Here is a 23815-nt window from a genome sequence, read left to right as displayed (position 1 = left end):
TAGTCATGACTACCAAAGGAATCTTAGGCCGTAAGGTCGGTATGACTCAGGTTTTCACTGAAAACGGCGAACTTATCCCAGTAACTGTTGTTGAAGCAACTCCAAACGTTGTGCTTCAAGTTAAAACTATCGAAAACGATGGTTACGAAGCAATTCAACTTGGTTACCAAGATAAACGCGCAGTTCTTTCAAACAAACCTGAACAAGGTCACGTTGCGAAAGCAAACACGGCCCCTAAGCGCTTCATTCGTGAAATTCGCGGCGCAGAAGGGGAATTTACTGTTGGAGACGAAATCAAAGTTGATATCTTCGAAGCAGGCGAATCAGTTGATGTAACTGGTATCACTAAGGGTCATGGTTACCAAGGTAACATTAAGAAGGATGGTCAAGCTCGTGGTCCTATGGCTCACGGTTCTCGTTACCACCGTCGTCCTGGTTCACTCGGTGCAATTATTAACCGTGTGTTCAAGGGTAAGTTACTTCCTGGTCGCATGGGTAACAACAAGCGTACTGTTCAAAACTTGAGCATCGTACGTACTGATGTTGAAAACAACGTTATCTTGATTAAAGGTAACGTACCAGGTGCCAACAAGTCACTTGTAACTATTAAGAGCTCAGTAAAGAGCAAGTAATTCAGAGAGGAGGAATTAGTTAATGACAAAAGTAGCTTTATTTAAGCAAGACGGATCAAACGCTGGTGAAGTTGAATTGAACGCTGCCGTATTCGGTATCGAACCAAACAACAACACTATTTTCGACGCAGTTCTTATGCAACGCGCGTCACTCCGTCAAGGAACTCACGCCGTTAAGAACCGCTCAGCTGTTCGAGGCGGTGGTAAGAAACCATGGCGTCAAAAGGGTACTGGTCGTGCCCGTCAAGGTTCTATCCGTTCACCACAATGGCGTGGTGGTGGTATCGTCTTCGGACCTACTCCACGTTCATACGCATACAAGTTGCCAAAGAAGGTTTACCGTTTGGCGCTTAAGTCAGTCCTCTCTCAAAAGGTTCTTGACAACAAATTGGTTGTAGTCGATGCACTTAGCTTCGACGCACCAAAGACACAAGCATTCAAAGCTGTATTAAACAACTTGAATGTAAACGAAAAGACACTTGTAGTGCTTGATGATGAAAACGTAAACGCAGCTTTATCAGCTCGTAACCTTACTAATGTAACTGTTATGACTGCTAAAGGCGTTAACGTCTTGGACGTTGTGAACAACGATAAGTTGCTCATCGTTCAATCAGCACTCGCTCAAGTTGAGGAGGTGCTTGCATAATGGACGCACGCGATATCATTTTACGCCCTATCATTACTGAAGCTACTATGGCTGGTTTAGATAGCAAGCGTTACACATTCGACGTTGATACACGCGCTACTAAGACGCAAGTTAAATCAGCTATCGAAGAAATCTTCGAAGTTAAGGTTGCTAAAATCAACGTAGCAAACGTGAAGGGTAAATTAAAGCGCCAAGGTCGTTTCTCAGGTTACACTAAGAAGCGTAAGAAGGCTATCGTTACTCTTTCAGCAGATTCTAAAGAAATTCAATTATTCACTGAAGAATAAAATCTAATATAGGAGGAATCGATAGTGGCTATTATTAAGTACAAACCAACAACAAACGGTCGTCGTAACATGACCAGCTCAGACTTTGCTGAAATCACTAAGTCAAAGCCAGAAAAGAGCTTGTTGGAATCAAAATCAAAGTCTGGTGGTCGTAATTCTTACGGTCATATGACTGTTCGTCACCGTGGTGGTGGACACAAGCGCGCTTACCGTATTATTGACTTTAAGCGTACTAAGGACGATATCAAAGCAACTGTTAAAGCTATTGAGTACGATCCAAACCGTACTGCAAACATCGCTTTAATTGTTTACTCTGATGGGGTTAAAGCATACATCCTTGCACCTAAGGGTCTTAAGGTAGGTATGGTTGTTGAATCAGGTGTGAATGCAGATATTAAGGTAGGTAACGCCCTTCCATTGTCAGCTATTCCAGAAGGTACTTTGATTCACAACATCGAATTGAAGCCAGGTAAAGGTGGACAACTTGTTCGTTCAGCCGGTACTTCAGCTCAATTACTTGGTAAAGAAGGTAAGTATGTACTTGTACGTCTTACTTCTGGTGAAGTTCGTATGATTCTTGCTACTAACCGTGCCACAATTGGTGAAGTTGGTAACTCAGAACACTCATTGATTAACTGGGGTAAAGCCGGTCGTAACCGTTGGAAGGGTCAACGTCCACACGTTCGTGGATCTGTAATGAACCCTAACGATCACCCACATGGTGGTGGTGAAGGTAAGGCGCCTGTTGGTCGTCCTTCTCCAATGTCTCCATGGGGTAAGAAGACTGCCGGTAAGAAGACTCGTAACGTTAACGCACGTTCTACTAAGTTCATCGTTCGTGGTCGTAAAGGTAAGTAATTAACCATTAATCAAAAAAACTAATCCAGAAGAGGAGGACATACGATGGCTCGTAGTCTTAAAAAAGGCCCATTCGCCGATGCTCACTTGTTGAAGAAGATCGAAGCACAAGCTGATTCTGAAAAGAAATCAGTTATCAAAACTTGGTCACGTCGTTCAACAATTTTCCCAAGTTTTATTGGATACACAATCGCGGTTTATGATGGTCGTAAGCACGTTCCCGTGTTCATTCAAGATGACATGGTTGGTCATAAATTAGGTGAATTTGTACCAACTCGGACATTTAAAGGTCACGCCAGTGACGACAAAAAAACTGGTCGCAAGTAATTAAAGGAGGACAAACAACATGGCTGAACAAATCACATCAGCAACGGCTACTGCCAAAACTGTACGTGTCGCAGCTCGTAAGGTCCGCCTAGTGCTCGACCTTGTTCGCGGCAAGAGTGTTGCCGAAGCATTTGCAATCTTGCAATTCTCACCACGTGGTGCATCTGAAGATGTATACAAGGTATTGAAGTCTGCAGTAGCAAACGCTGAAAACAATTTCTCATTAGATCAAGAAGATTTAGTAGTGTCAGAAGCATTCGCAAACGAAGGACCAACTATGAAACGGTTCCGTCCACGTGCGAAGGGTTCTGCATCACCAATTAACAAACGTACAAGCCACATCACTATTGTGGTTTCAGAAAAAAAGTAGAGAGGTATTAGCAAATGGGTCAAAAGATTAACCCAACCGGTCTCCGTGTTGGTATTATCCGTGACTGGGATGCTAAGTGGTACGCAAACAACCAAGACTTTGCAAACTACTTGCACGAAGACTTACGGATTCGTAAATTTATCGAACAAAAGCTCGCTGATGCTTCTGTCTCACGTATTGAAATCGAACGTGCTGCTAAGCGCGTGAACGTTTCAATCCACACTGCCAAACCAGGAATGGTTATTGGTAAAGGTGGTTCAGAAGTTGAAACTCTCCGTCAATCATTAAACAAATTGACTGGTAAGCGAGTACACATCAACATTGTTGAAATTAAAAAGCCTGATTTGGATGCCCACCTTGTTGGTCAACAAATCGCAAACGACTTGGAACGCCGTGTTGCCTTCCGTCGTGCAATGCGTGGAGCAATCCAACGTGCAATGCGCGCCGGTGCCAAAGGTATCAAGACACAAGTCGCTGGTCGTTTAAACGGTGCAGATATTGCCCGTATCGAACACTACACTGAAGGAACTGTTCCTTTGCACACATTGCGTGCTGACATTGATTACTCATGGGACGAAGCAATGACCACTTACGGTAAGTTAGGTATTAAGACTTGGATTTACCGTGGTGAAGTTCTCCCAACTAAGAACAAAGGAGGGAAATAAGATGCTTGTACCAAAACGTGTAAAACACCGTCGTGAACACCGCGGTAAGATGCGTGGTGAAGCCAAAGGTGGCAAGACTGTTGCTTTCGGTGAATTCGGTTTACAAGCGACTACTTCAAGTTGGATTACTAACCGTCAAATTGAAGCAGCTCGTATTGCTATGACTCGTTACATGAAGCGTGGTGGTAAGGTTTGGATCAAGATCTTCCCTCACAAATCATATACATCTAAGGGTGTTGGTGTCCGTATGGGTAACGGTAAAGGTGCCCCTGAAGGATGGGTTGCCCCTGTTAAGCGTGGTAAGGTGATGTTTGAAGTCGGTGGGGTTTCAGAAGAAATCGCCCGCGAAGCCTTACGTCTCGCTTCACACAAGTTGCCAGTTAAGACTAAGGTCTTAACCCGCGAAGTGGAGGGTGAATAAGAATGAAAGCAAGTGAAATTAAAGATTTAACCGCTGCTGAATTGGTTGCAAAAGAAAAGGGCTACAAAGAAGAACTTTTCAACTTGCGTTTCCAATTAGCAACAGGCCAACTTGAAAACACTGCCCGTTTGGCACAAGTTCGTAAGAACATTGCGCGTATCAAGACGGTCCTTCGTCAACAAGAATTGAACAAGTAGAATACGAAAGGAAGGCCATTAGCATGAGTGAAGAACGTAACGCCCGTAAAGTTTACCAAGGTCGAGTTGTTTCAGATAAGATGGATAAGACAATTACTGTTGCCATTGAAACTTATAAGAACCACCCAATCTACGGTAAGCGCGTTAAGTACACTAAAAAGTACAAAGCTCACGATGAAAACAACCAAGCTAAGACTGGTGACATTGTTAAGATCATGGAAACTCGTCCATTGTCTGCCACTAAACGCTTCCGCTTAGTTGAAATCGTTGAAGAAGCTGTGATTATCTAATATATTTTTAAAAAATATATTTCGTATTCTTAATTTTTGGATGGAAGGAGGACACTAACTGTGATCCAACAAGAAAGTCGTTTACGAGTTGCTGATAACTCAGGTGCACGTGAAATTTTGACTATCAAGGTGCTTGGTGGTTCTGGTCGTAAGTTCGCCAACATTGGTGACATGATCGTTGCTACCGTTAAACAAGCTATCCCTGGTGGTACTGTGAAGAAGGGTGACGTTGTTAAAGCCGTTATCGTTCGTACAGTTTCAGGTGTACACCGTGCAGACGGTTCATACATCAAATTTGATGAAAACGCCGCTGTTATTGTTAAGGATGACAAGAGCCCAGTAGGTACTCGTATCTTTGGACCTGTTGCCCGTGAATTGCGTGAAAATGATTACATGCGTATCGTTTCTCTCGCACCAGAAGTATTATAATATAAAACCATCATTCTAAAAAAAGGAGGTGCGCTACAAATGTTTGTTAAGACTGGTGATAAAGTTCGTATTATCGCAGGCAAGGACAAAGGTAAGGACGGCGTAATCTTAAAGACTATCGCTGCTTCAAGCCGTGTTGTTGTTGAAGGTATCAACATCGTTAAAAAGCACCAAAAGCCAAGCAATGCTTTCCCACAAGGTGGAATCATTGATGTCGAAGCACCTATTCACGTTTCAAACGTAATGTTGCTCGACCCTTCTACTAACGAACCAACTCGTGTTGGCTTCAAGGTTGAAGATGGCAAAAAAGTGCGTTATGCTAAAAAGTCAGGCAAGAATCTTGACTAATAATTTTGACTTGAAAGGAGGAAATCATTTTCATGGCTAATCGTTTAAAAGAAAAATATGTTAATGAAGTTCAACCTTCATTAATTGAAAAATTCAATTACACTTCATCAATGCAAGCTCCTAAGCTCGACAAGATCGTGCTTAACATGGGTGTTGGTGATGCTGTATCAAACTCAAAAAACTTGGATGAAGCAGTTGCTGAATTGGCATTGATCTCAGGTCAAAAACCACTTGTAACTCGCGCCAAGAAGTCAATCGCCGGCTTCCGTCTTCGTGAAGGAATGGCTATCGGTGCTAAGGTTACATTGCGTGGAGAACGTATGTATGACTTCTTAGACAAGTTAGTTTCTGTTTCACTTCCACGTGTTCGTGACTTCCACGGTGTTTCAAACAAAGCGTTTGACGGTCGTGGTAACTACACACTTGGAATTCGTGAACAATTAATCTTCCCTGAAATTGACTTTGATAACGTTAACCGCGTTCGTGGTTTAGATATCGTTATCGTTACTACAGCAAACACTGATGAAGAATCACGTGAATTGTTGAGTCAATTGGGTATGCCTTTCGCTAAGTAATTTAGGAGATAATATAAATGGCAAAGAAATCAATGGTAGCCAAGAACAAGCGCCCAGCTAAGTTCGCGGTTCAAGAATACACTCGTTGTGAACGTTGCGGACGTCCACACAGTGTTTACCGTAAGTTTCGTTTATGCCGGATTTGCCTACGTGATTTAGCTCACAAAGGTCAAATTCCTGGTATGCAAAAAGCTTCTTGGTAAGCACAGTTTACTAAAACAAAAACTTTAAAAATATTAATGATGAAGGAGGGTAAACATCAATGTCTATGACTGACCCTATTGCAGACTTTTTGACACGTATTCGTAACGCGAACATGGTAAAACATGAAGTTGTCGAAGCTCCTGCCTCAAAGATCAAAAAGGACATTGCGGAAATCTTGAAAAATGAAGGTTTCATTCGCGATGTTGAATACATTGAAGATGACAAGCAAGGCATCATCCGTGTATTCCTTAAATACGGTACTGACAAGCAACGCGTTATCACTGGTTTGAAACGTATTTCAAAACCAGGTTTGCGTTCATACGTTAAGGCCGATGCTGTGCCAAAGGTGTTGAATGGTTTAGGTATTGCTATCATTTCAACTTCTGAAGGTGTGGTAACTGATAAAGAAGCTCGCGCCAAGAAAATTGGTGGCGAAGTTATCGCTTACGTTTGGTAATATAAAAAATTTAAAAAAAGGAGGTACCTACTCGTGAGTCGTATTGGTAATAAGACTGTTGTTATTCCAGCAGGCGTTGAAGTTAAGCAAGATGGTTTCACTGTGACTGTTAAAGGTCCTAAAGGGGAATTAACTCGCACACTTAGTTCAGATATTACTTTGAACATTGAAGGCAACGAAGCTGCTTTCACTCGTCCATCAGACGATAACCGTATGAAGGCAATGCACGGTACTACTCGTGCCAACTTTGCTAACATGATTGAAGGTGTAAGCGAAGGTTTTTCAAAGACTTTGAAGCTTGTTGGGGTTGGTTACCGTGCCCAAATGCAAGGTACTAAACTCGTATTGAACGTGGGTTATTCACACCCAGTTGAATTCGAAACTCCCGCTGAGTTGAAAATTGAATCACCTGACACAACTACTGTGATCATTTCTGGTGTTTCAAAACAATCTGTTGGTGACTTAGCCGCAGAAATCCGTTCAGTTCGCGCACCTGAACCTTACAAGGGTAAAGGTATTCGTTACATTGATGAACAAGTTCGTCGTAAGGAAGGTAAGACTGGTAAGTAATTAATTACTTAACTAGTATATCTTTCTAGATTAGAAAATAGAGGTTACTCAAATGATTTCAAAACCAGATAAGAACAAAACTCGCCAACGTCGCCACGGCCGCGTTCGCGCAAAAATCTCTGGTACTGCTGAACGCCCACGCTTGAACATTTTCCGTTCAAACCAAAACATCTACGCTCAAGTGATTGATGACGTAGCGGGTGTGACGTTAGCAAGTGCCTCAACACTTGACAAGGACGTTACTGGCACAACTAAGTCTGAAAAGGCTGCGTTTGTTGGTGCTCAAGTTGCTAAGCGCGCTGTTGCGGCTGGTATTGAAGACGTTGTCTTTGATCGTGGTGGTTACTTATACCACGGCCGTGTACAAGTGCTTGCTGAAGCAGCTCGTGAAAACGGTCTTAAGTTCTAAGGAAAGGAGGAATAAAAAACATGGCATTTATTGATCCAAAAACTCTTGGTGAATTAGAAGAAAACGTGGTTGCTATCAACCGTGTTACCAAAGTTGTTAAAGGTGGACGTCGTCTTCGCTTTGCAGCCCTCGTGGTTGTAGGTGATAAGAACGGTCACGTTGGTTTTGGTACTGGTAAAGCTCAGGAAGTTCCTGAAGCAATCCGTAAAGCAATTGAAGACGCTAAGCGTAACTTGATTGCAGTTCCAACTGTTGCTACAACTATTCCTCATGAAACTCTCGGAATCTGGGGTGGTGGTCGCATCATGATCAAACCAGCCGTTGAAGGTTCTGGGGTTGCTGCCGGTGGTGCCGTTCGTGCCGTTATGGAACTTGCAGGTGTTACCGACGTTACTTCTAAGTCTCTTGGTTCAAGTACTCCAGTTAACGTTGTTCGTGCAACGTTTGAAGCCTTGAAGTCACTTAAGAAGGCTGAAGAAGTTTCTGCTTTACGTGGTGTTTCATTGGAACACCTTGCTGATTAATAGGAGGATTTACACATGGCTAATGTAAAAATTACACTTGTTAAGAGTGCTGCTCACCGTCTTCCTAAGCAACGTGCGATCGTTAAGGCCCTTGGTTTAAACAAGGTTAACTCATCAGTTATTAAGCCTGACAACGAAGCTACTCGTGGAGCTGTATTCTTGATTGCTCACTTGGTTTCTGTTGAAGAAGCTAAGTAATTAAAAAATAAAAAAATAAGGAGGTGCCTACCTAATGAAGTTGAACGAATTAAAAGCTGCAGAAGGTTCACGTCAAACACGTAACCGTGTGGGTCGTGGTACTTCTTCTGGTAACGGTAAAACCGCTGGACGTGGTCAAAAGGGTCAAAAGGCTCGTGGCAAGGTTCGTGTTGGTTTTGAAGGGGGTCAAATGCCTCTTTTCCGTCGTATTCCTAAGCGTGGTTTCACTAACATTAACCGCAAAGAATACGCAATCGTTAACCTTGACACTTTGAACAAGTTCGAAGACGGTGCTGTTGTTACACCAGCATTGTTGGTTGAAGCCGGAATCGTTAAAAACGAAAAATCTGGTATCAAAGTGCTTGGAAATGGCGAATTGGCTAAGAAGTTGACTGTTAAAGCTAACAAGTTCTCAAACTCAGCTGTCGTAGCTATTGAAGCTGCTGGTGGATCTGTAGAGGTACTCTAATGCTAACAACAATCAAGAATGCCATTAAAGTCAAAGACATCCGGAACAAGATGCTCTTCACACTTGGTATTTTGATTATCTACCGGATTGGTGCTTATATCACCGTTCCTGGTATCAATGCCCATGCAATTCAAAATCTTGCGAATTCGGGCTTGGTTGGCATCTTGAATATTTTCAGTGGTGGTGGGTTGACTAATTACTCATTGTTCGCAATGGGGGTTTCACCTTACGTTACTGCACAGATCGTGGTTCAATTACTCCAGATGGACATTGTGCCACGATTTGTGGAATGGTCAAAGCAAGGTGAAGTTGGTCGACGCAAACTTAATCAAGCAACACGGTGGTTAACTATCGTGTTGGCGTTTGTTCAGTCAATTGGAGTTACTGCAGGTTTTAACTCATTGAGTTCAATGGGACTTGTTAAAACTCCAAATGTCCAAACATATGTTATGATTGGTCTGATTCTTACCGCTGGAACGATGTTTGCTACCTGGCTTGGTGAAATGATCACTGAGCGAGGACTTGGGAATGGCGTTTCAATGTTGATTTTCGCTGGAATTATTGCACGGATGCCTGCAGGTGTCTATCAAATTTATAAAGAAGAAGTTGTGCAAGCCCCACAAGGCTCACAATGGCAAGGGTGGTTGTTTATCGCTGCGTTAACAATTGCAATTATTGCAATTGTTGTGTTTGTTACTTTTGTACAACAAGCAATTCGTAAGATTCCAATGCAATACACTCGACGTTCTACTGGTTCCGGTGATTCGTCTTACTTACCATTTAAGGTTAATGTATCGGGAGTTATCCCAGTTATCTTTGCTTCTTCATTTGTTGCGACGCCACAGACGTTCTTGTTATTCTTCCAAGGTAACTATAGTGATACAACTTGGTTTAAAATTCTACAAAACGTCTTTAGTATGCAAACTACTTCAGGATCAATTTTGTACACTGTATTGATTGTGTTATTCACATTTTTCTATGCATTTGTTCAAGTTAATCCTGAAAAGTTATCAGAAAACTTACAAAAGCAAGGTTCATACATTGTAGGAATCTGGCCTGGTAAGGAAACTCAGAAATGGGTTTCAGGCTTATTGATGCGTTTATCAGTTGTTGGATCACTATTTTTAGGGTTCATTGCGTTGTTGCCTTTGATTGCAACTAACGTATGGGGCTTAAACCAGTCAATTGGTCTTGGTGGTACCAGCTTGCTTATCGTAGTTGGTGTTGCTATTGAATTGATTCGCCAACTTGATGGCTTGATGATGAAGCGTCAATATGTTGGTTTCATCAGAGAAGGAGAATAAATCATGGCATTGAATTTAGTACTTATGGGCTTGCCTGGCGCAGGTAAAGGTACCCAAGCAGAAAAAATTATCAAGGAATTTGCGATTCCGCATATTTCAACTGGTGATATTTTCCGTGAGGCAATGGCTAATGAAACTGCAATGGGATTGGAAGCTAAGAAGTTCATCGATAAAGGTGAATTAGTTCCCGACGAAGTTACAGTTGGGATTGTTAAGGATCGTTTAGCACAACCTGACACTAAGGATGGTTTTATGCTTGATGGTTTTCCACGGACTTTAGTTCAAGCAAATGCTTTGGATGAAATCTTGGCAGAACTTAACAAACCTTTAACAGCAGTGATCAACTTTGATGTTGAGCCTGAATTGTTAGCTGACCGCTTGCTTGCACGTGGTCGTGCTGACGATACTCCAGCAACGATTAAAAATCGTCTTGAAGTTAACATTAAGATGAACACACCATTGATTGATTTTTACAATGGTAAAGGCTTACTTCACACAGTTGATGGAGCCCGTGATATTGATGTTGTCTTTGCTGACACACAAGAAATTTTAAAATCACTGTAATGCTCGCCAGATTTGCGACTAACTTATTTTAATTGTGAGTTTTCATTAGTTAAAGTAACGGGTTCAGCTTAAGGTAATTAAGTAATCTATGATTTAGGTTTTAAAACTCATCTAATAATTAAGATAAAAAAACAAGGAGGAATTTAGCGTGGCTAGTGATGTTATTGAAATCGAAGGTATTGTTAGAGAAACTTTGCCTAATGCAATGTTCAAAGTAGAACTCGAAAATGGACATGTTATTTTGGCTCACGTTTCAGGTAAAATTCGGAAGAACTTCATCCGTATCTTACCTGGAGACAAGGTGACTGTTGAAATGTCACCATACGATCTTACCAAAGGTCGTATTACTTATCGCTTTAAATAATCAGTTAACCGAATAGGAGGAATAGATTATGAAGGTACGTCCATCAGTTAAGCCTATGTGCGAACACTGCAAAGTGATCAAGCGTAACGGCCGTGTTATGGTTATTTGCTCAGCAAACCCAAAGCACAAACAACGTCAAGGTAAGTAATTACCTGAATACACTTTAAGGTGTATAATAAAGCTCTCAAAAAAATATATGGAGGTAAATTTCATGGCTCGTATTGCAGGTATTGACTTGCCACGTGACAAGCGTATTGTCATTGGCTTGACTTACATTTACGGAATCGGTAACACAACTGCTAAGCAAATCTTGGTTGACGCTAAGGTTTCTGAAGATGTTCGTGTACGCGATTTAACTGCTGATCAAGAAGATGCTATCCGTGCCGTTGTTGACGGCATCAAAGTCGAAGGTGACCTTCGTCGTGAAGTATCATTGAACATCAAACAATTGCAAGAAATCGCTTCTTACCGTGGTATCCGTCACCGGAAGGGTCTTCCAGTGCGTGGACAACACACTAAGAACAACGCTCGTACTCGTAAGGGTCCAGCTAAAGCAATTGCTGGTAAGAAGAAGTAATTAATTTTTAAAGAAAAGGAGGATTATATCTCATGGCAGGTCGTACAAACCGCAAGCGTCGTGTTAAGAAGAATATTGAAGCCGGTGTTGCTCATATTCACGCTACTTTTAACAACACGATTGTTATGATTACTGATGTGCAAGGTAACGCTGTTGCCTGGTCATCAGCCGGTTCACTTGGTTTCAAGGGTAGCCGTAAGTCAACTCCTTTCGCAGCTCAAATGGCTGCGGAAGCTGCTGCAAAAGGTTCAATGGAAAACGGAATGAAGACTGTTGAAGTAACTGTTAAAGGACCTGGTTCAGGTCGTGAAGCAGCTATTCGTGCTTTAGCAGCTGCCGGTTTAGAAGTAACAGCAATTAAAGATGTTACACCAGTTCCTCACAATGGATCTCGTCCACCAAAGCGTCGTCGTGTCTAGTCGAGGAAATTCATATTTTGGGAATTAGCTCAATTCTCTTTAGGAATCGAATCAATTATACAACGTACGCGTTTTGAAAGGGGTTACAATAAGCATGATCGAATTTGAAAAGCCTAACATTTACAAGATTGAAGAAGATAGCAACTATGGTAAGTTCGTTGTCGAACCGCTCGAACGTGGTTACGGTACAACATTAGGGAACTCACTTCGACGCATTTTGTTATCATCACTTCCAGGTGCTGCAATTAGCTCAGTCCAAATTGATGGTGTTTTGCACGAATTTACCACTGTTGATGGTGTTGTAGAAGACGTTACGCAAATCATTCTTAATTTGAAAAAGGTTTCATTGCGCATCGATAGCGATGAAGACAAGACATTAGAAGTGAACGTTCAAGGTCCAGCGGTAGTTACTGCCGGTGATATTCTTGGCGACGCTGATGTTTCTATTTTGAATCCAGAATTAGCAATTGCAACTGTTGCTGATGGTGCAACATTGCATATGACTTTAACTGCTAACCGTGGCCGTGGTTACTTGTCAGCTGATGACAGTAAAGCACTTCGCGACGATTTACCAATCGGTGTGTTAGCAATTGATTCAATTTATACCCCAATCGAACGAGTGAATTATCAAGTAGAAAACACCCGTGTTGGTCAACGTGACGATTATGACAAGTTGACAATGGATGTTACTACTGATGGTTCAATCACTCCTAGTGAAGCGATTAGCCTTGCAGCTAAGATTTTAACAGAACACTTAGCAATGTTTGTCGAAATGACAGATACTGCTATGAATGCTGAAATCATGGTTGAAAAGGAAGAAACGCATAAAGAAAAAATGTTAGAAATGACAATTGAAGAATTAGATCTTTCAGTTCGTTCTTACAATTGTTTGAAACGTGCCGGTATTAACACTGTTCAAGAGTTAACCGACAAGTCAGATGCTGACATGATGAAAGTGCGCAATCTTGGTCGTAAATCATTAGAAGAAATTCAACACAAGCTTCAAGAATTAAGTTTAGGTTTCCGTAAGGAAGACTAAGAATTTTAAGTAAAAGGAGGGTATCCATTCATGAGTTACCGTAAATTAGGTCGTACTAGCTCACAACGTAAAGCACTTTTACGTGATTTGACTACTAACTTGCTTGTTAATGGTCGTATCGTAACTACTGAAGCACGCGCTAAGGAAGTTCGTAAGACTGCTGACAAGATGATCACACTTGGTAAGCATGGTGATTTGGCTTCTCGTCGTAAGGCTGCTGCGTTCGTTCGTAACGTTGTTGCTGATGTGAAGGAAGACGGCGATAACATCAAAGTTCAAACTGCTTTGCAAAAGTTATTTGATGAATTGGCACCACATTACGCTGAACGTAATGGTGGTTACACTCGAATTCTTAAGACAGTTCAACGTCGTGGTGACGCGGCGCAAATGGTTGTCTTGGAACTCGTTGACTAATCTCATTGACTCCAATTAAATTCTACTTGTAGATCAAATCAATCTCCATGAATGATGGTATAAAGCGTCATGATGATGGATAGCATGCTATCTAAGTCTAGCTTGAAGGGCAGTAATGTCGCACCGCATTTATGTGAGATTTTTTTGTACATATTTTTAAGTAACTAACACATATTATTTTTAAGAATGGAACTACACAAATGGACCAAAATATAGTTTTACATTTAATTCAAATTATTATTATTTTAACGATGTTATTTTTCATTGCTCTTATTATTAAAACGGCGCATAAACGTAAAGTTAATCTTTTTGAGTCTTTTGGTGCCGGTGCAGTAATTGGATTCATTACCGATTTAGGTGATACTCTAGGGATTGGATCATTTGCAACAACAACTGGCTTATTTAAAATCTTGCACTTTACGAAAGATGATGCTAAATTGCCAGGAACTTTAAATGCGGTACATGCTATTCCGGTAATGTTTGAGGCGTTATTGTTTATCACTACCGTTAAGATTGAAATCACAACATTGATTCCAATGACAATGGCGGCTATTTTAGGGGCATATGTTGGCCCTAATTTAACTAAAAAGTGGAATGTCCAACTTATTCGAATTGCATTAGGAATAGCCTTGGTAATCGCTGCGGCAATTATTATTTATCGGATTTTTTTTTTGCCAGTAATAGTGGCTTCTAATGGTGCCCATGGCTTACATGGATGGTTGTTACCACTGGGAGTTATATTTAACTTTATCATTGGAAATTTAATGACAATTGGTTTAGGAAATTATGCTCCTGAATTAATTTTCTTTACGTTAATTGGAGTTAATCCAACGATTGCCTTTCCGGTGATGATGTTAGATGCAGCAATGATTATGTCAATTTCTGGTCGTCAGTTTATTAAAATGGATCGAGTCCAATGGCGCGGGTTTGCTGGCATTATTATCGGTGGTGTGATTGGGGTTTTTGTGGCGGTTAAAATTGTTAAGCAATTACCACTTAATATTTTAAACTGGTTAATTATTTTGATTGCAGTATTGACGGCGTTTAGTCTCTTTAAACAATATATAAAAGAACATTAAAAATAAAGGAAGGTCTGTTAAAGACCTTCCTTTATTTTGTCTATAAGCCGGTTTCAAGCATCAACGTCACGGATGATATATATGCCAATTACAGCCCAAAGAGTGGTTAAATTGGCTGTAATCGTGGCAGAAGGCATATTCCGGACGTCAATACTAAAAAGATTTAATGGCCGCTGACCAATATAATTAGTGGTCAACATATTAACTTCCAAATTTTGCTGTTTCAGTAATTCTGTCAGCATTAATGCACTGATTTTAGTAGTATCAAAGTGCAAGACGACTTGGGTTGCCAGATTATTTTTTTTAATGCCATGTTGTTGCAAAAAAGTATTTAGTCGCCGTGCTTTTTGATGATAAGCGGTTGTGATTTGGTGGCGATGGCGGGTGAACATTGAACTCGTTAAATAGATGGCCAATGCGCGCTGCATAAACATATTAGTATCGTAGTCAATCAGTTGTTTTTCGTTAATGAACGAGTCAAATAATTTTGGGGGCATAATGACTGCGCCAAGCCGTAAAGCGGGAAAAATTATTTTAGAAAAAGAGCGTAAATAGATAACGTGATCGACATGTGCTTGTTCATAAAGGGTTTTAACCCGTGAATTATTTTCAAAGTCAGCAAAATAATCATCTTCGACAAGATAGACATCGTATTTTTGGGCCAGGTGACATAGTTTGGCCCGCTCGCGGTTGGTATAACTTTGCCCATAAGGAACACTAAATCGTGGAATCGTATAAAAAAATTTAATTGGCTGAGTTTTAAAAATATTTTCTAATGCATCCCAATCTAAGCCATTTGCATTCCGGGTAATCGTTAAATAATCGGTAGTTAAGTTTTCCACTAAAGCATTCATTTGATGATAAGTAGGTTGCTCTAATAAAATGGTCTGTTTGTGATTGGGAAAGGGCATCCGCGTTAAAATGTATAACGCTTGTTGAATCCCGGAAGTAATCGCAATTTGACCAGTGTGAGTGAAGAGATGTTGGGTATTAAAGTAATCATTAATCGCGGTAATTAACGGTGGATAACCCGCGGGATTATTAAAGTACGTAAATAAGTGTTCGTGGGAGGTTTGGGTAACTTGATTTAAACACGCCCGAAAATCATTGTAGGGAAACAACGTCTCATCGGGCATCGAATTAGCAAATTTAATGGGTTGCTTAATCACTGGGGTGGGTTGTTCAACCCCAGTTAAAACGTAATTTCCACTTTTAGCAACCGCATAAATAATATTTTGGTATTTAAGTTCTTGTAATACATGGCTAACCGTATCTTTATTACATTGAAATTGGGTCGCTAAACTACGAATGGAAGGTAGTTTGGTACCAACTGGCCAAGTGCCGTTGTTAATCATATTTGTGATATAAGCTAAGACGGTCGCGTATTTAGTCATCAGCAATTCCTTTCTGTACCCAGACAGTTAGATAATAAGTCCATTGTAGCCCAGTAGAAAGGACTTTAAAATAGTTTTAGACAATAACGGAGGTCAGAACATGCAACGAATTTTTATTACAGGCGCTACAGGATTAATCGGTTTTCAATTAGGTAAAGCATTACTTAAGTTAGGTTATGAAGTGGGAGGATTAACGACTTCAGAGCACGGCGTACAACGTTTAGACGCTGCCGGAATAACGGCCTTTAAAGGTGATATTTTAGTCTATGATGATGTTAAAGCGGCTTTAGTTACGTTTAAACCAACAGTGATTATGCATCAAGTTACGGCGTTAAAGGATGGGAGCTCGGCAGCTAATGCCCATGTACGCACGATTGGGACCCGAAATTTGGTCCAAGCGGCCCAACTTGTCGGAGTTAAGCAAATTATCGCACAAAGTATTGCCTGGAGTTATGCACCTGGGGATAACTTGGCCACGGAGGAGACTCCGTTAGATATTACTGCACCAGCCCCACGGCAAACGACGGTTAATGGGATTTTAGCACTCGAAAAAGCGGTTAAAACATTACCCTTGTGGACAATTCTACGATATGGCACATTATATGGTCCCGGGACGTGGTACGATCAAGGTAATTTAATTAATCAACAGATGGCAGCGGGGGAATTAACTTTGAGCTTGGGGATAACTTCATTTATCCACATTAATGATGCGGTTCAAGCAGCAATGCAAGCCTTAACATTACCACAAGGTGTGTATAACATTGTGGATAACCAACCAATGGCAAACGAAACATGGTCACAGCTTTATGCACAAGTTATGCACAGCCCACAAGCCCCAAGCTTTATTCCAGCCCAGCCCTTTGAACGCGGTGTTAGTAATGCTAAATGGTTAGCTAACGGTGGGCAGTTGCAATATCCGACATTTGCTCAAGGAGTGGTTAATCATGAAGCACGTCACTAAAATAATTATCGGCATCATTAATACCGGCGTTTTATCATTGATTTTTTATTACGTCAGTCATCCACAATTTCTGACAATCGCATGGGGCGTGTGGTTACATGCCTGGTTGATAGCATTCATATGTATTTTACCATTGAGCTATTTAACTCCATGGTTAGTTCAAAAACTACTTGTACGTACAGGTTCATTGAAATAGCTTTAATTTACCGTAAGGCTAATTTATAATGGGAGGTGCATAATAGAGAAAGTTCTCAAAGGAGTTAACTCATGGAATTTAACACACAAGAACTAGTTTGGATGCGCCAACCACAAGCGGCCAAGATTACGGCTACAACAATTGATATTACAACTGCACCCCATACAGATTTATGGCAACGGACGTATTATGGCTTTCAAAATGATAATGCACCGGTTTTACAAATGACGACGGCCGAGCAATATTTTTCTTTTGCTGTTAAAACGGAATTTAAAACCCACCAACGCTTTGATCAATGTGGAATTGTCTTGTATTTAGATAGTGATAACTGGTTAAAATCATCAACCGAATACGAAAATGAAGAGTTTCAACGCTTAGGCAGTGTGGTAACCAATGAAGGCTATTCTGATTGGGCAACGATGGATGTTTCAACCGAGCATAAAGCGATTTGGTATCGTTTAAGCCGCCGTGCAAGTGATTATCGTTTAGAATATTCATTTGATGGACAAATTTATCATCAAATGCGCATTGCACACTTAAAACATGGAGATCAAACGATTAAATTTGGCGTCTATGCATGTAGTCCGGAAGATTCAAGTTTTACGGCCCATTTTTCAAAAATGCAACTAGGCGAATGTGTTTGGGAAGCCCATAAATAGGGTTTATAGTAAAAATTCTTAAACAGTTGCTTTAATAGTGATTTTTAATTGTATTTAATAGGTTAGATATGCTTATTTTTTATTAAAGTGATATTATTATAGGTAATGAATGATTTAATTGACACATTTAAATTATTTAGTAGGTTCAATACGGCATAAGGGGGGAGCTAAATGGACGCAGTAACAATAGAATCATTAGAGGAACGGTTAGATAAACTTGAACAAAAAATTGAATTACAAGATCAAGTTACAGCAGACTTAGTGACACAAAGCGAAGCGATGCGTTCATTAATGATTAAGCTAATTGAAGAATATAGTGGAGCTGGTGATTTATTATTTGATATAAACTTTAGTATTCTAAAGCAAGATTTAGGTGCAGAAGACAAAATAAATATTGGCTTATTTTTAATGAAAGTTACCAAAGATTGTGCGGCTGGTCTACCCAAGCCAAGCTTAAATGAATTTCATTATCGATTATTGCAAACGATGAATGTGAGCGATGAAGATAAAGGTGATTTTTCATTGGAAATTTCAAAACGCTTACTCGCAAACTGTGTTAAAGACAGTCAAGGTGATCAACGGGACGTTGCTAGTGAAGTGTTTTCAAATTAGAAATAAATTAAAAAGACTTATAAGTTAAACTAATAACCTTGAATTAGAACAAATCTAATTCAAGGTTTTTTTATTATGTAGTTTTAAGTAAGTGGAGAGCATATTATTGCAAAATAGCATTATTTTTGTTAATTTTTCGAAAAAGTTTATAAAAAAATACTATTTTCTTAAGATTTCATTTTACAAAAGGTGTAGCGGATATTTACCTGTTGTAAGTTTCTTTTTTACAAAGGGATGATATCTTAAAGACAATAAGAAAAAAGGAGCTATAGTAATGCCATTAATTCAGCTGCAACATTTATCAAAATCCTACGAAAACCATGAGAAAGTTTTATCAGATATTAATTTAACTATCGACGATAAGGAATTTTTTGTTTTGGTTGGTCCTTCGGGATGTGGAAAGAGTACGTTATTACGAATGATTGCAGGTCTTGAAACTGTTCGAGGTGGTGATATTTATATTGACGGACGTAATGTTAGTCAGTTATCACCACAAGATCACAACATATCAATGGTTTTCCAAAGTTATGCATTATTTCCACATTTATCAGTTCGTGAAAATATTTTATTTGGTTTAGATACGAAAAAATTATCTAAAAAAGAATTGCAAGATAGATTGAACGAAGCGGTGAAATTGACAAACTTAGAAGAATATATGGATCGTAGACCGAAACATTTATCAGGTGGGCAACGGCAACGTGTTGCATTAGCTCGCGCAATAGCAAGTAGGCGTAAAGTATGTTTGATGGACGAACCATTATCAAACTTGGATGCAGAATTACGTGAAAAAATGCGTACACAAATAAAAGAATTACAACGAAACTTAGGTATAACTATTATCTATGTTACACATGATCAAACAGAAGCTATGACAATGGGGGATAGAATTGCTGTCTTAAATGACGGTGCAATACAACAGGTGGGCACACCTTTAGAGGTTTACAATAATCCAGCTAACAAATTTGTTGCTGGATTTATCGGTACACCAAAAATGAATTTTTTTACATTAAATCGTTTAGGAAATGTGCTTACTGATAATAATCACGAAGTAAATATTCCATTAACACTAACTCAAGTAAATTCTCTAAGTCAACATCAGGCTGTTAAATTGGGAATTCGACCTGAACATTTGCACATTTCTGAAGTAGTAAATTCTCATTTAGCAGGTACGGTAATCAATGTAGAACAATTAGGTAATGAAACAATTGTTATATTTTCTTATTTAGAACATAAAATGGTTGCTAAATTAAAAGGCCAACAATCATTTGAATTAGGTCAGAAAATTTATTTTGAGGTAGATTTGATGAATATCCATCTATTTGAAATCACAACTAAGCAACGTATTTTTGACATAAAGCAAGTAAGTATGGCAGAGGATGTGTTGGCTAATGCAAAATAAATTATTATCAGAAAGTAAACATGGAAATACTAAAAATTTTGATGTAAAAGACTTAAAAGTAGCGTTGTTATTTTTATTACCATCGATTATAGTATTTAGTTTGTTTATTTTTTATCCAATGTTAAAAACCATTTATACAAGCTTATTTCTAACTAGTACTGGTTCAAAACTTGTTGCTTTTGCTGCTATTGAGAATTATGTAACAGCAATTAAATCAAGTGTATTTCAAACTGGGTTTGAATCAACCATTATTTTTGTGTTAGTAACAGTCCCACTAACGGTCATTATTGGATTCTTGTTAGCTTTTTTAACTAGTGAAGAATTACGTGGTATGGCTTTTTTCCGACTTATTTTTTCTTCAACGATGGGGATTTCCGTAGCCGCTTCATCAATATTTTGGCAATTTATGTTTAATCCAGTAAATGGTTATTTGAATAAATTAATGCTCTTTTTGGGTCAAAAACCAATTGGTTGGTTAACAGATCCTAAGTATGCTATCTATGCGGTCTCATTTGCGACTATTTGGATGAATATTGGTTTTATCTATATTATTTTTTTAGGTGCAATTCAATCGATTGATTCTTCATTATTTGAAGCAGCAGCAGTTCAAGGTGTGAAAAAAACATATTTAATGCGGAAAGTGATTATCCCAATTCTTTCACCAACATTTTATTTTGTTATTACTGTAAGTATTATCAACGCTTTCCAAGCATTTGGTCAAATTGATTTGTTGACCAAAGGAGGACCAAATAATGCGACTAATACCCTTGTTTATCAAATCTATCAAGATTCATTCATTAATTTGAACAGTGGACGTGCGAGTGCTGAAGCGGTAATTTTATTTATTATCATTGTAGTTATTACATTAGTTCAAACAAAATTTAGTGAAAGTAAGGTACACTACCAATGATTAAATCGAATAAATGGCAAATTGGCATTCTGTATTTTATTTTAATTGTCTTAGCATTACTTTATATTTTACCGATTCTTTCAGGTATAATGATTAGTTTTATTCCTGGAGTTGATTATTTAAGCGGTTCATTATTTCCAAAGAGTTTAAATTTTGAAAATTATGTGAAAGCATTTCAAAATGCAAATGTTCCACGAATGATGATTAATTCAACAGTAACATCTTTGCTCATCGTTAGTGGTCAGTTAATCGTAAGTAGTTTAGCAGCTTATGCTTTTGTTTTTTTGAATTTTAAATGGAAAGAACCTCTATTTTTCATCTTTTTAATGACGATGATGGTACCTTTTGAAGCAACATTTATTGCCAATTTCCAAACAATTAAAGAAATGCATTTAATTGATTCCTATTTTGGAATGGCATTACCATCTTTGGCATCAGCATTTTCAACATTTTTCTTGCGACAAACATTTAAGCAAATTCCAAACGAATTAATTGAGGCTAGTAAAGTAAATGGGTTTAATCACTGGAAGATTTATAAAGATGTGGTGATGCCAATTTCCAAACAAAGTCTTATTACCCTAGGAATCTACCAATTTTTAGGGGCTTGGAACATGTATTTATGGCCATTGCTTGTCTCTTCAAATAATAATGTTCGGACTGTCCAAATCGGCTTGCGACAAATTCAATCAGAAGAAGCTTTAACAGAATGGGGAGTCGTGATGGCTTCAGCAGTAATTGTGGCTTTACCAACATTGATTATTCTTTACTTAAGTCAAAAACGTTTACAAGAAGGTTTGGCTGAAGGTGCAGTTAAATAGGAGAAAAGCACGTGTCTAAGAAGATTTTCAGAATTCTATATTTAATATTAGGTGTTGCCACTGTTTGTGCGATTGGCTTGCAAATTGCCAATGTACATGCCAATACGAAAACGAAAGATCATCGACAAGTAGTAACTTTTTGGCACGCAATGGGTGGGGTCAATAAAGTTGCTTTAGAAAAATTAGTAGCAGAATATAACAAATCTCAAACCAAGTATGAGGTTATTCCAAGTTTTCAAGGAATATATCCTGAAACTTTGGCAAAATACCAAAGTGTAGCTGGAAGTTCCTCTGCACCTGACCTTGTTCAAGTTCCAGAAGTGGGAACACAAACAATGATTGATAATAAAAATTATATTCCTGCGTATAAATTATTCGAACGCGATGGGATGAGTTTGAATAATATTGAAAAACCAATTTCAACTTATTATAGTGTGAATGGTAAATTACAATCAATTCCGTTTAATAGTTCAACTCCTGTATTGTTTTATAACAAGGATGTATTAAAATCAGTTGGTTATAATACATTTCCAACAACGTATGAACAAATTGCCGATGTTGGTCGCAAGTTAAAAGCCAAAGGTATCAAGACAAAGTCATTTAGTCTTCAAGTATATGGATGGTTGTTTGAAGAATTAATTGCAAATGAAGGCAACTTGTTAATGAATAATAATAATGGTAAAACAGGGGTTCCAACTAAAGTAGCATTTAATAACGATGATACCCAGTACATGTTAACTTGGGTACAAAATATGCTTAAAAATGGTACCGCTATTAACTATTCAACAAATGCTAATGATCTTACTGCAGGCTTTTTAAATCAAAATGTAGCAATGATTTTAGCATCTTCATCATCAGCAAATCAAATTTTCAAAGCTGCAAAATTCCACGTCGGAATTGGGTATTTACCAATTCCTGCAAATAAGAAAACCCGTACAGGAGTTGCAATTGGTGGGGCGAGTGTCTGGGTAACTAAAGGAAAGTCTACAGCTGAAACAGATGGTGCCTGGGATTTCATGAAATTTATGTTAAAACCATCTAGCCAAGCTGAATGGTCTTTAGCAACGGGTTACTTTCCAGCAAATAAATTGGCATATAACCAAGCAGTAATGAAGCAAGCATATGCTAAAAATCCCGAACTACAAGTCGCAGCTAATCAATTGCACGATACAAAAATTGTGCCACAAACTCAAGGGGTATTAACAAATGTAATTACACAAGCACGTTCAATTGAGGAAGCTGGAATGGACAGTATCTTCAATGGTGCGAATGTTAAGCAAACATTAAACCAGGTTACTACCGATGTAAATAGTGCATTATTACAATCAAATCAGGCAAATGGGAAAATAAAATAGGAAAGGATGAGTTATTATGACTAAAATTTTTGCTCATCGTGGTAGTAAAGGAACACATCCCGAAAATACATTAGTAGCTTTTAGAGAAGCCGTGCGGGTAGGAAGTGATGGTATCGAATTGGATGTGCAGTTGTCAAAGGATGGTCAGTTAGTTGTCATTCACGATGAATCAATTGATCGGACAACAGACGGTGAGGGTCTCGTTGGCGAGATGACTGTAAAAGAATTAAAAGCTTACGACGCTGGTAGTTCGTTTTCAAGCGAGTATGCAGATGAAAAAATTCCGACGTTTATAGAAGTGCTAAATTTGTTAACGGAAGTTGGTTTTACAGGCACGTTAAATATTGAATTAAAAACAGATCAAAATGATTATCCCGGCATTGAAGAAAAGCTAGTTGATTTAATTCAAAAGAAACAACTAAACTTTGAATTAATTTATTCTAGTTTTAATCCGTTGACATTAGAACGCCTTGAAAAAATAGATCCTGTAACTAAGAAGGCTTGGATAATGGTAGGTGATAAATTTACTATATTATTTTCAAAATATTTAACATTAATTGATAGTATTCATCCGTCTTTTGAATGGCTTTGTAAATCAGAGACTAAGATAATTAATTACAGTAAATATATTCGTCCTTGGACTGTTAATGACGAATGTGAGATGATGAAGTGTTTCGATTATAGCGTTGAAGCATTTCATACAGACTATCCCGCACGAGCCATACAAGTTCGTAATAAGTTTTTAGAAAGATAAATACGGCAATTTTATAGAGGTTAGGTTTTATAATTTTTTAAAAGGCGTGTAGATACGGTATGACATAAGAAAATCCCGACTGAATTCAAAAAATTCAGTCGGGATTTTCTTATGTCATATC

At 38.8% G+C, this 23815-nt stretch carries 39 protein-coding genes; 38 read left to right on the top strand and 1 reads right to left on the bottom strand.

From position 1 onward, the window contains the following. The first annotated feature begins 5 nt into the window (after positions 1–5). From rplC to HF964_RS06450, 29 genes are all read left to right on the top strand, one after another. Positions 6–632, top strand: a complete 627-nt coding sequence (gene rplC / locus HF964_RS06590) for a 50S ribosomal protein L3 (protein ID WP_168722261.1) — start codon at positions 6–8, stop codon at positions 630–632. Between the two features lie 22 nt (positions 633–654). Next, positions 655–1278, top strand: a complete 624-nt coding sequence (gene rplD / locus HF964_RS06585; protein WP_168722260.1) for a 50S ribosomal protein L4 — start codon at positions 655–657, stop codon at positions 1276–1278. Beyond that, positions 1278–1565 carry a 50S ribosomal protein L23 gene (gene rplW, locus HF964_RS06580; RefSeq protein WP_168722259.1) on the top strand — a complete coding sequence of 96 codons (288 nt, stop codon included), beginning with the start codon at positions 1278–1280 and terminating at the stop codon, positions 1563–1565. Before rplD ends, rplW begins: the two co-directional genes overlap by 1 nt. Before the next feature lie 24 nt (positions 1566–1589). Beyond that, complete coding sequence (gene rplB, locus HF964_RS06575) at positions 1590–2423, top strand: 50S ribosomal protein L2 (RefSeq protein WP_168722258.1); 834 nt, start codon at positions 1590–1592, stop codon at positions 2421–2423. A 45-nt stretch (positions 2424–2468) separates the two neighbouring features. Further along, positions 2469–2750 (top strand): 30S ribosomal protein S19, encoded by a 282-nt coding sequence (rpsS, locus tag HF964_RS06570; RefSeq protein ID WP_168722257.1) that lies wholly within the window; start codon positions 2469–2471, stop codon positions 2748–2750. A gap of 19 nt (positions 2751–2769) precedes the next feature. Then, positions 2770–3120 (top strand): 50S ribosomal protein L22, encoded by a 351-nt coding sequence (gene rplV / locus HF964_RS06565; protein WP_168722256.1) that lies wholly within the window; start codon positions 2770–2772, stop codon positions 3118–3120. A 14-nt stretch (positions 3121–3134) separates the two neighbouring features. Continuing rightward, positions 3135–3785 (top strand): 30S ribosomal protein S3, encoded by a 651-nt coding sequence (rpsC, locus tag HF964_RS06560; protein WP_168722255.1) that lies wholly within the window; start codon positions 3135–3137, stop codon positions 3783–3785. Between the two features lies 1 nt (position 3786). Further along, positions 3787–4206, top strand: a complete 420-nt coding sequence (rplP, locus tag HF964_RS06555) for a 50S ribosomal protein L16 (RefSeq protein ID WP_168722254.1) — start codon at positions 3787–3789, stop codon at positions 4204–4206. A gap of 2 nt (positions 4207–4208) precedes the next feature. After that, a complete protein-coding gene (rpmC, locus tag HF964_RS06550; protein WP_168722253.1) occupies positions 4209–4403 on the top strand; it encodes a 50S ribosomal protein L29 in 195 nt (64 codons plus the stop codon). 23 nt (positions 4404–4426) lie between these two features. Next, positions 4427–4693 (top strand): 30S ribosomal protein S17, encoded by a 267-nt coding sequence (gene rpsQ / locus HF964_RS06545; protein ID WP_168722252.1) that lies wholly within the window; start codon positions 4427–4429, stop codon positions 4691–4693. Positions 4694–4753: 60 nt separating this feature from the next. After that, the gene (gene rplN, locus HF964_RS06540) at positions 4754–5122 is read left to right on the top strand and encodes a 50S ribosomal protein L14 (protein WP_168722251.1); all 369 of its coding nucleotides are present in this window, start codon (positions 4754–4756) and stop codon (positions 5120–5122) included. Positions 5123–5161: 39 nt separating this feature from the next. Beyond that, complete coding sequence (gene rplX / locus HF964_RS06535) at positions 5162–5470, top strand: 50S ribosomal protein L24 (RefSeq protein WP_168722250.1); 309 nt, start codon at positions 5162–5164, stop codon at positions 5468–5470. 32 nt (positions 5471–5502) lie between these two features. Continuing rightward, on the top strand, positions 5503–6045 hold the full coding sequence (gene rplE / locus HF964_RS06530; protein WP_168722249.1) for a 50S ribosomal protein L5: 543 nt from the start codon (positions 5503–5505) through the stop codon (positions 6043–6045). 17 nt (positions 6046–6062) lie between these two features. Beyond that, positions 6063–6248, top strand: coding sequence for a type Z 30S ribosomal protein S14 (locus tag HF964_RS06525; RefSeq protein ID WP_133363096.1), 186 nt, complete (start codon positions 6063–6065; stop codon positions 6246–6248). 59 nt (positions 6249–6307) lie between these two features. After that, complete coding sequence (gene rpsH / locus HF964_RS06520) at positions 6308–6706, top strand: 30S ribosomal protein S8 (RefSeq protein ID WP_168722248.1); 399 nt, start codon at positions 6308–6310, stop codon at positions 6704–6706. Between the two features lie 33 nt (positions 6707–6739). Beyond that, the gene (gene rplF / locus HF964_RS06515; RefSeq protein ID WP_168722247.1) at positions 6740–7276 is read left to right on the top strand and encodes a 50S ribosomal protein L6; all 537 of its coding nucleotides are present in this window, start codon (positions 6740–6742) and stop codon (positions 7274–7276) included. Positions 7277–7328: 52 nt separating this feature from the next. Then, entirely contained in the window at positions 7329–7685 is a 357-nt protein-coding gene (gene rplR, locus HF964_RS06510) for a 50S ribosomal protein L18 (protein WP_168722246.1), read from the top strand. A 20-nt stretch (positions 7686–7705) separates the two neighbouring features. Then, positions 7706–8209: a 30S ribosomal protein S5 gene (gene rpsE, locus HF964_RS06505; protein ID WP_168722245.1), complete on the top strand. Its 504-nt coding sequence runs from the start codon at positions 7706–7708 to the stop codon at positions 8207–8209. 15 nt (positions 8210–8224) lie between these two features. Next, entirely contained in the window at positions 8225–8407 is a 183-nt protein-coding gene (rpmD, locus tag HF964_RS06500) for a 50S ribosomal protein L30 (RefSeq protein WP_168722244.1), read from the top strand. Between the two features lie 34 nt (positions 8408–8441). Continuing rightward, positions 8442–8876, top strand: a complete 435-nt coding sequence (rplO, locus tag HF964_RS06495) for a 50S ribosomal protein L15 (protein ID WP_168722243.1) — start codon at positions 8442–8444, stop codon at positions 8874–8876. Further along, positions 8876–10180, top strand: coding sequence for a preprotein translocase subunit SecY (gene secY, locus HF964_RS06490; RefSeq protein WP_168722242.1), 1305 nt, complete (start codon positions 8876–8878; stop codon positions 10178–10180). The genes rplO and secY overlap by 1 nt, the downstream gene beginning before the upstream one ends. 3 nt (positions 10181–10183) lie before the next feature. Next, the gene (locus HF964_RS06485) at positions 10184–10744 is read left to right on the top strand and encodes an adenylate kinase (protein ID WP_168722241.1); all 561 of its coding nucleotides are present in this window, start codon (positions 10184–10186) and stop codon (positions 10742–10744) included. Between the two features lie 148 nt (positions 10745–10892). Continuing rightward, entirely contained in the window at positions 10893–11108 is a 216-nt protein-coding gene (infA, locus tag HF964_RS06480; protein ID WP_168722240.1) for a translation initiation factor IF-1, read from the top strand. A 28-nt stretch (positions 11109–11136) separates the two neighbouring features. Next, positions 11137–11256, top strand: coding sequence for a 50S ribosomal protein L36 (gene rpmJ / locus HF964_RS06475; protein ID WP_010621648.1), 120 nt, complete (start codon positions 11137–11139; stop codon positions 11254–11256). A gap of 63 nt (positions 11257–11319) precedes the next feature. Continuing rightward, the gene (gene rpsM / locus HF964_RS06470; RefSeq protein WP_168722239.1) at positions 11320–11685 is read left to right on the top strand and encodes a 30S ribosomal protein S13; all 366 of its coding nucleotides are present in this window, start codon (positions 11320–11322) and stop codon (positions 11683–11685) included. Between the two features lie 32 nt (positions 11686–11717). After that, positions 11718–12104, top strand: coding sequence for a 30S ribosomal protein S11 (gene rpsK, locus HF964_RS06465; protein ID WP_168722238.1), 387 nt, complete (start codon positions 11718–11720; stop codon positions 12102–12104). Between the two features lie 94 nt (positions 12105–12198). Then, complete coding sequence (locus tag HF964_RS06460) at positions 12199–13143, top strand: DNA-directed RNA polymerase subunit alpha (protein WP_168722237.1); 945 nt, start codon at positions 12199–12201, stop codon at positions 13141–13143. A gap of 30 nt (positions 13144–13173) precedes the next feature. Continuing rightward, positions 13174–13557 carry a 50S ribosomal protein L17 gene (gene rplQ, locus HF964_RS06455; RefSeq protein WP_168722236.1) on the top strand — a complete coding sequence of 128 codons (384 nt, stop codon included), beginning with the start codon at positions 13174–13176 and terminating at the stop codon, positions 13555–13557. Between the two features lie 200 nt (positions 13558–13757). Next, positions 13758–14636, top strand: coding sequence for a sodium:solute symporter (locus HF964_RS06450; protein ID WP_168722235.1), 879 nt, complete (start codon positions 13758–13760; stop codon positions 14634–14636). A 53-nt stretch (positions 14637–14689) separates the two neighbouring features. Here the strand turns inward: HF964_RS06450 and HF964_RS06445 are convergent, their stop codons facing one another. Beyond that, positions 14690–16030, bottom strand: coding sequence for an aminotransferase-like domain-containing protein (locus tag HF964_RS06445; protein WP_168722234.1), 1341 nt, complete (start codon positions 16028–16030; stop codon positions 14690–14692). Between the two features lie 100 nt (positions 16031–16130). Between HF964_RS06445 and HF964_RS06440 the strand changes: the two genes are divergently transcribed. The 9 genes from HF964_RS06440 to HF964_RS06400 all read left to right on the top strand — a co-directional run bounded on the left by HF964_RS06440 (position 16131) and on the right by HF964_RS06400 (position 23694). Beyond that, positions 16131–16991, top strand: a complete 861-nt coding sequence (locus tag HF964_RS06440) for an NAD-dependent epimerase/dehydratase family protein (protein ID WP_168722233.1) — start codon at positions 16131–16133, stop codon at positions 16989–16991. Beyond that, positions 16975–17187 carry a DUF2798 domain-containing protein gene (locus HF964_RS06435; RefSeq protein WP_168722232.1) on the top strand — a complete coding sequence of 71 codons (213 nt, stop codon included), beginning with the start codon at positions 16975–16977 and terminating at the stop codon, positions 17185–17187. Before HF964_RS06440 ends, HF964_RS06435 begins: the two co-directional genes overlap by 17 nt. 71 nt (positions 17188–17258) lie before the next feature. After that, the gene (locus HF964_RS06430) at positions 17259–17846 is read left to right on the top strand and encodes a DUF1349 domain-containing protein (protein WP_168722231.1); all 588 of its coding nucleotides are present in this window, start codon (positions 17259–17261) and stop codon (positions 17844–17846) included. A gap of 171 nt (positions 17847–18017) precedes the next feature. Next, entirely contained in the window at positions 18018–18458 is a 441-nt protein-coding gene (locus HF964_RS06425) for a hypothetical protein (RefSeq protein ID WP_168722230.1), read from the top strand. 274 nt (positions 18459–18732) lie between these two features. Beyond that, positions 18733–19857 (top strand): ABC transporter ATP-binding protein, encoded by a 1125-nt coding sequence (locus tag HF964_RS06420; RefSeq protein WP_168722229.1) that lies wholly within the window; start codon positions 18733–18735, stop codon positions 19855–19857. Beyond that, on the top strand, positions 19847–20767 hold the full coding sequence (locus HF964_RS06415; RefSeq protein ID WP_168722228.1) for a carbohydrate ABC transporter permease: 921 nt from the start codon (positions 19847–19849) through the stop codon (positions 20765–20767). Before HF964_RS06420 ends, HF964_RS06415 begins: the two co-directional genes overlap by 11 nt. Then, positions 20764–21585, top strand: coding sequence for a carbohydrate ABC transporter permease (locus tag HF964_RS06410; RefSeq protein ID WP_168722227.1), 822 nt, complete (start codon positions 20764–20766; stop codon positions 21583–21585). Before HF964_RS06415 ends, HF964_RS06410 begins: the two co-directional genes overlap by 4 nt. An 11-nt stretch (positions 21586–21596) precedes the next feature. Further along, the gene (locus HF964_RS06405; RefSeq protein WP_168722226.1) at positions 21597–22940 is read left to right on the top strand and encodes an extracellular solute-binding protein; all 1344 of its coding nucleotides are present in this window, start codon (positions 21597–21599) and stop codon (positions 22938–22940) included. Positions 22941–22956: 16 nt separating this feature from the next. After that, the gene (locus HF964_RS06400; protein ID WP_168722225.1) at positions 22957–23694 is read left to right on the top strand and encodes a glycerophosphodiester phosphodiesterase; all 738 of its coding nucleotides are present in this window, start codon (positions 22957–22959) and stop codon (positions 23692–23694) included. The last annotated feature ends 121 nt before the right edge of the window (positions 23695–23815 follow it).

Origin of the sequence: Periweissella fabalis, assembly GCF_012396505.1 — a bacterium.
In the GTDB taxonomy this organism is placed as follows: Bacteria; Bacillota; Bacilli; order Lactobacillales; family Lactobacillaceae; genus Periweissella; species Periweissella fabalis.
The sequence above is the reverse complement of the archived record's forward strand: the minus strand, read 5'-3'. Positions and strand labels throughout refer to the sequence as shown.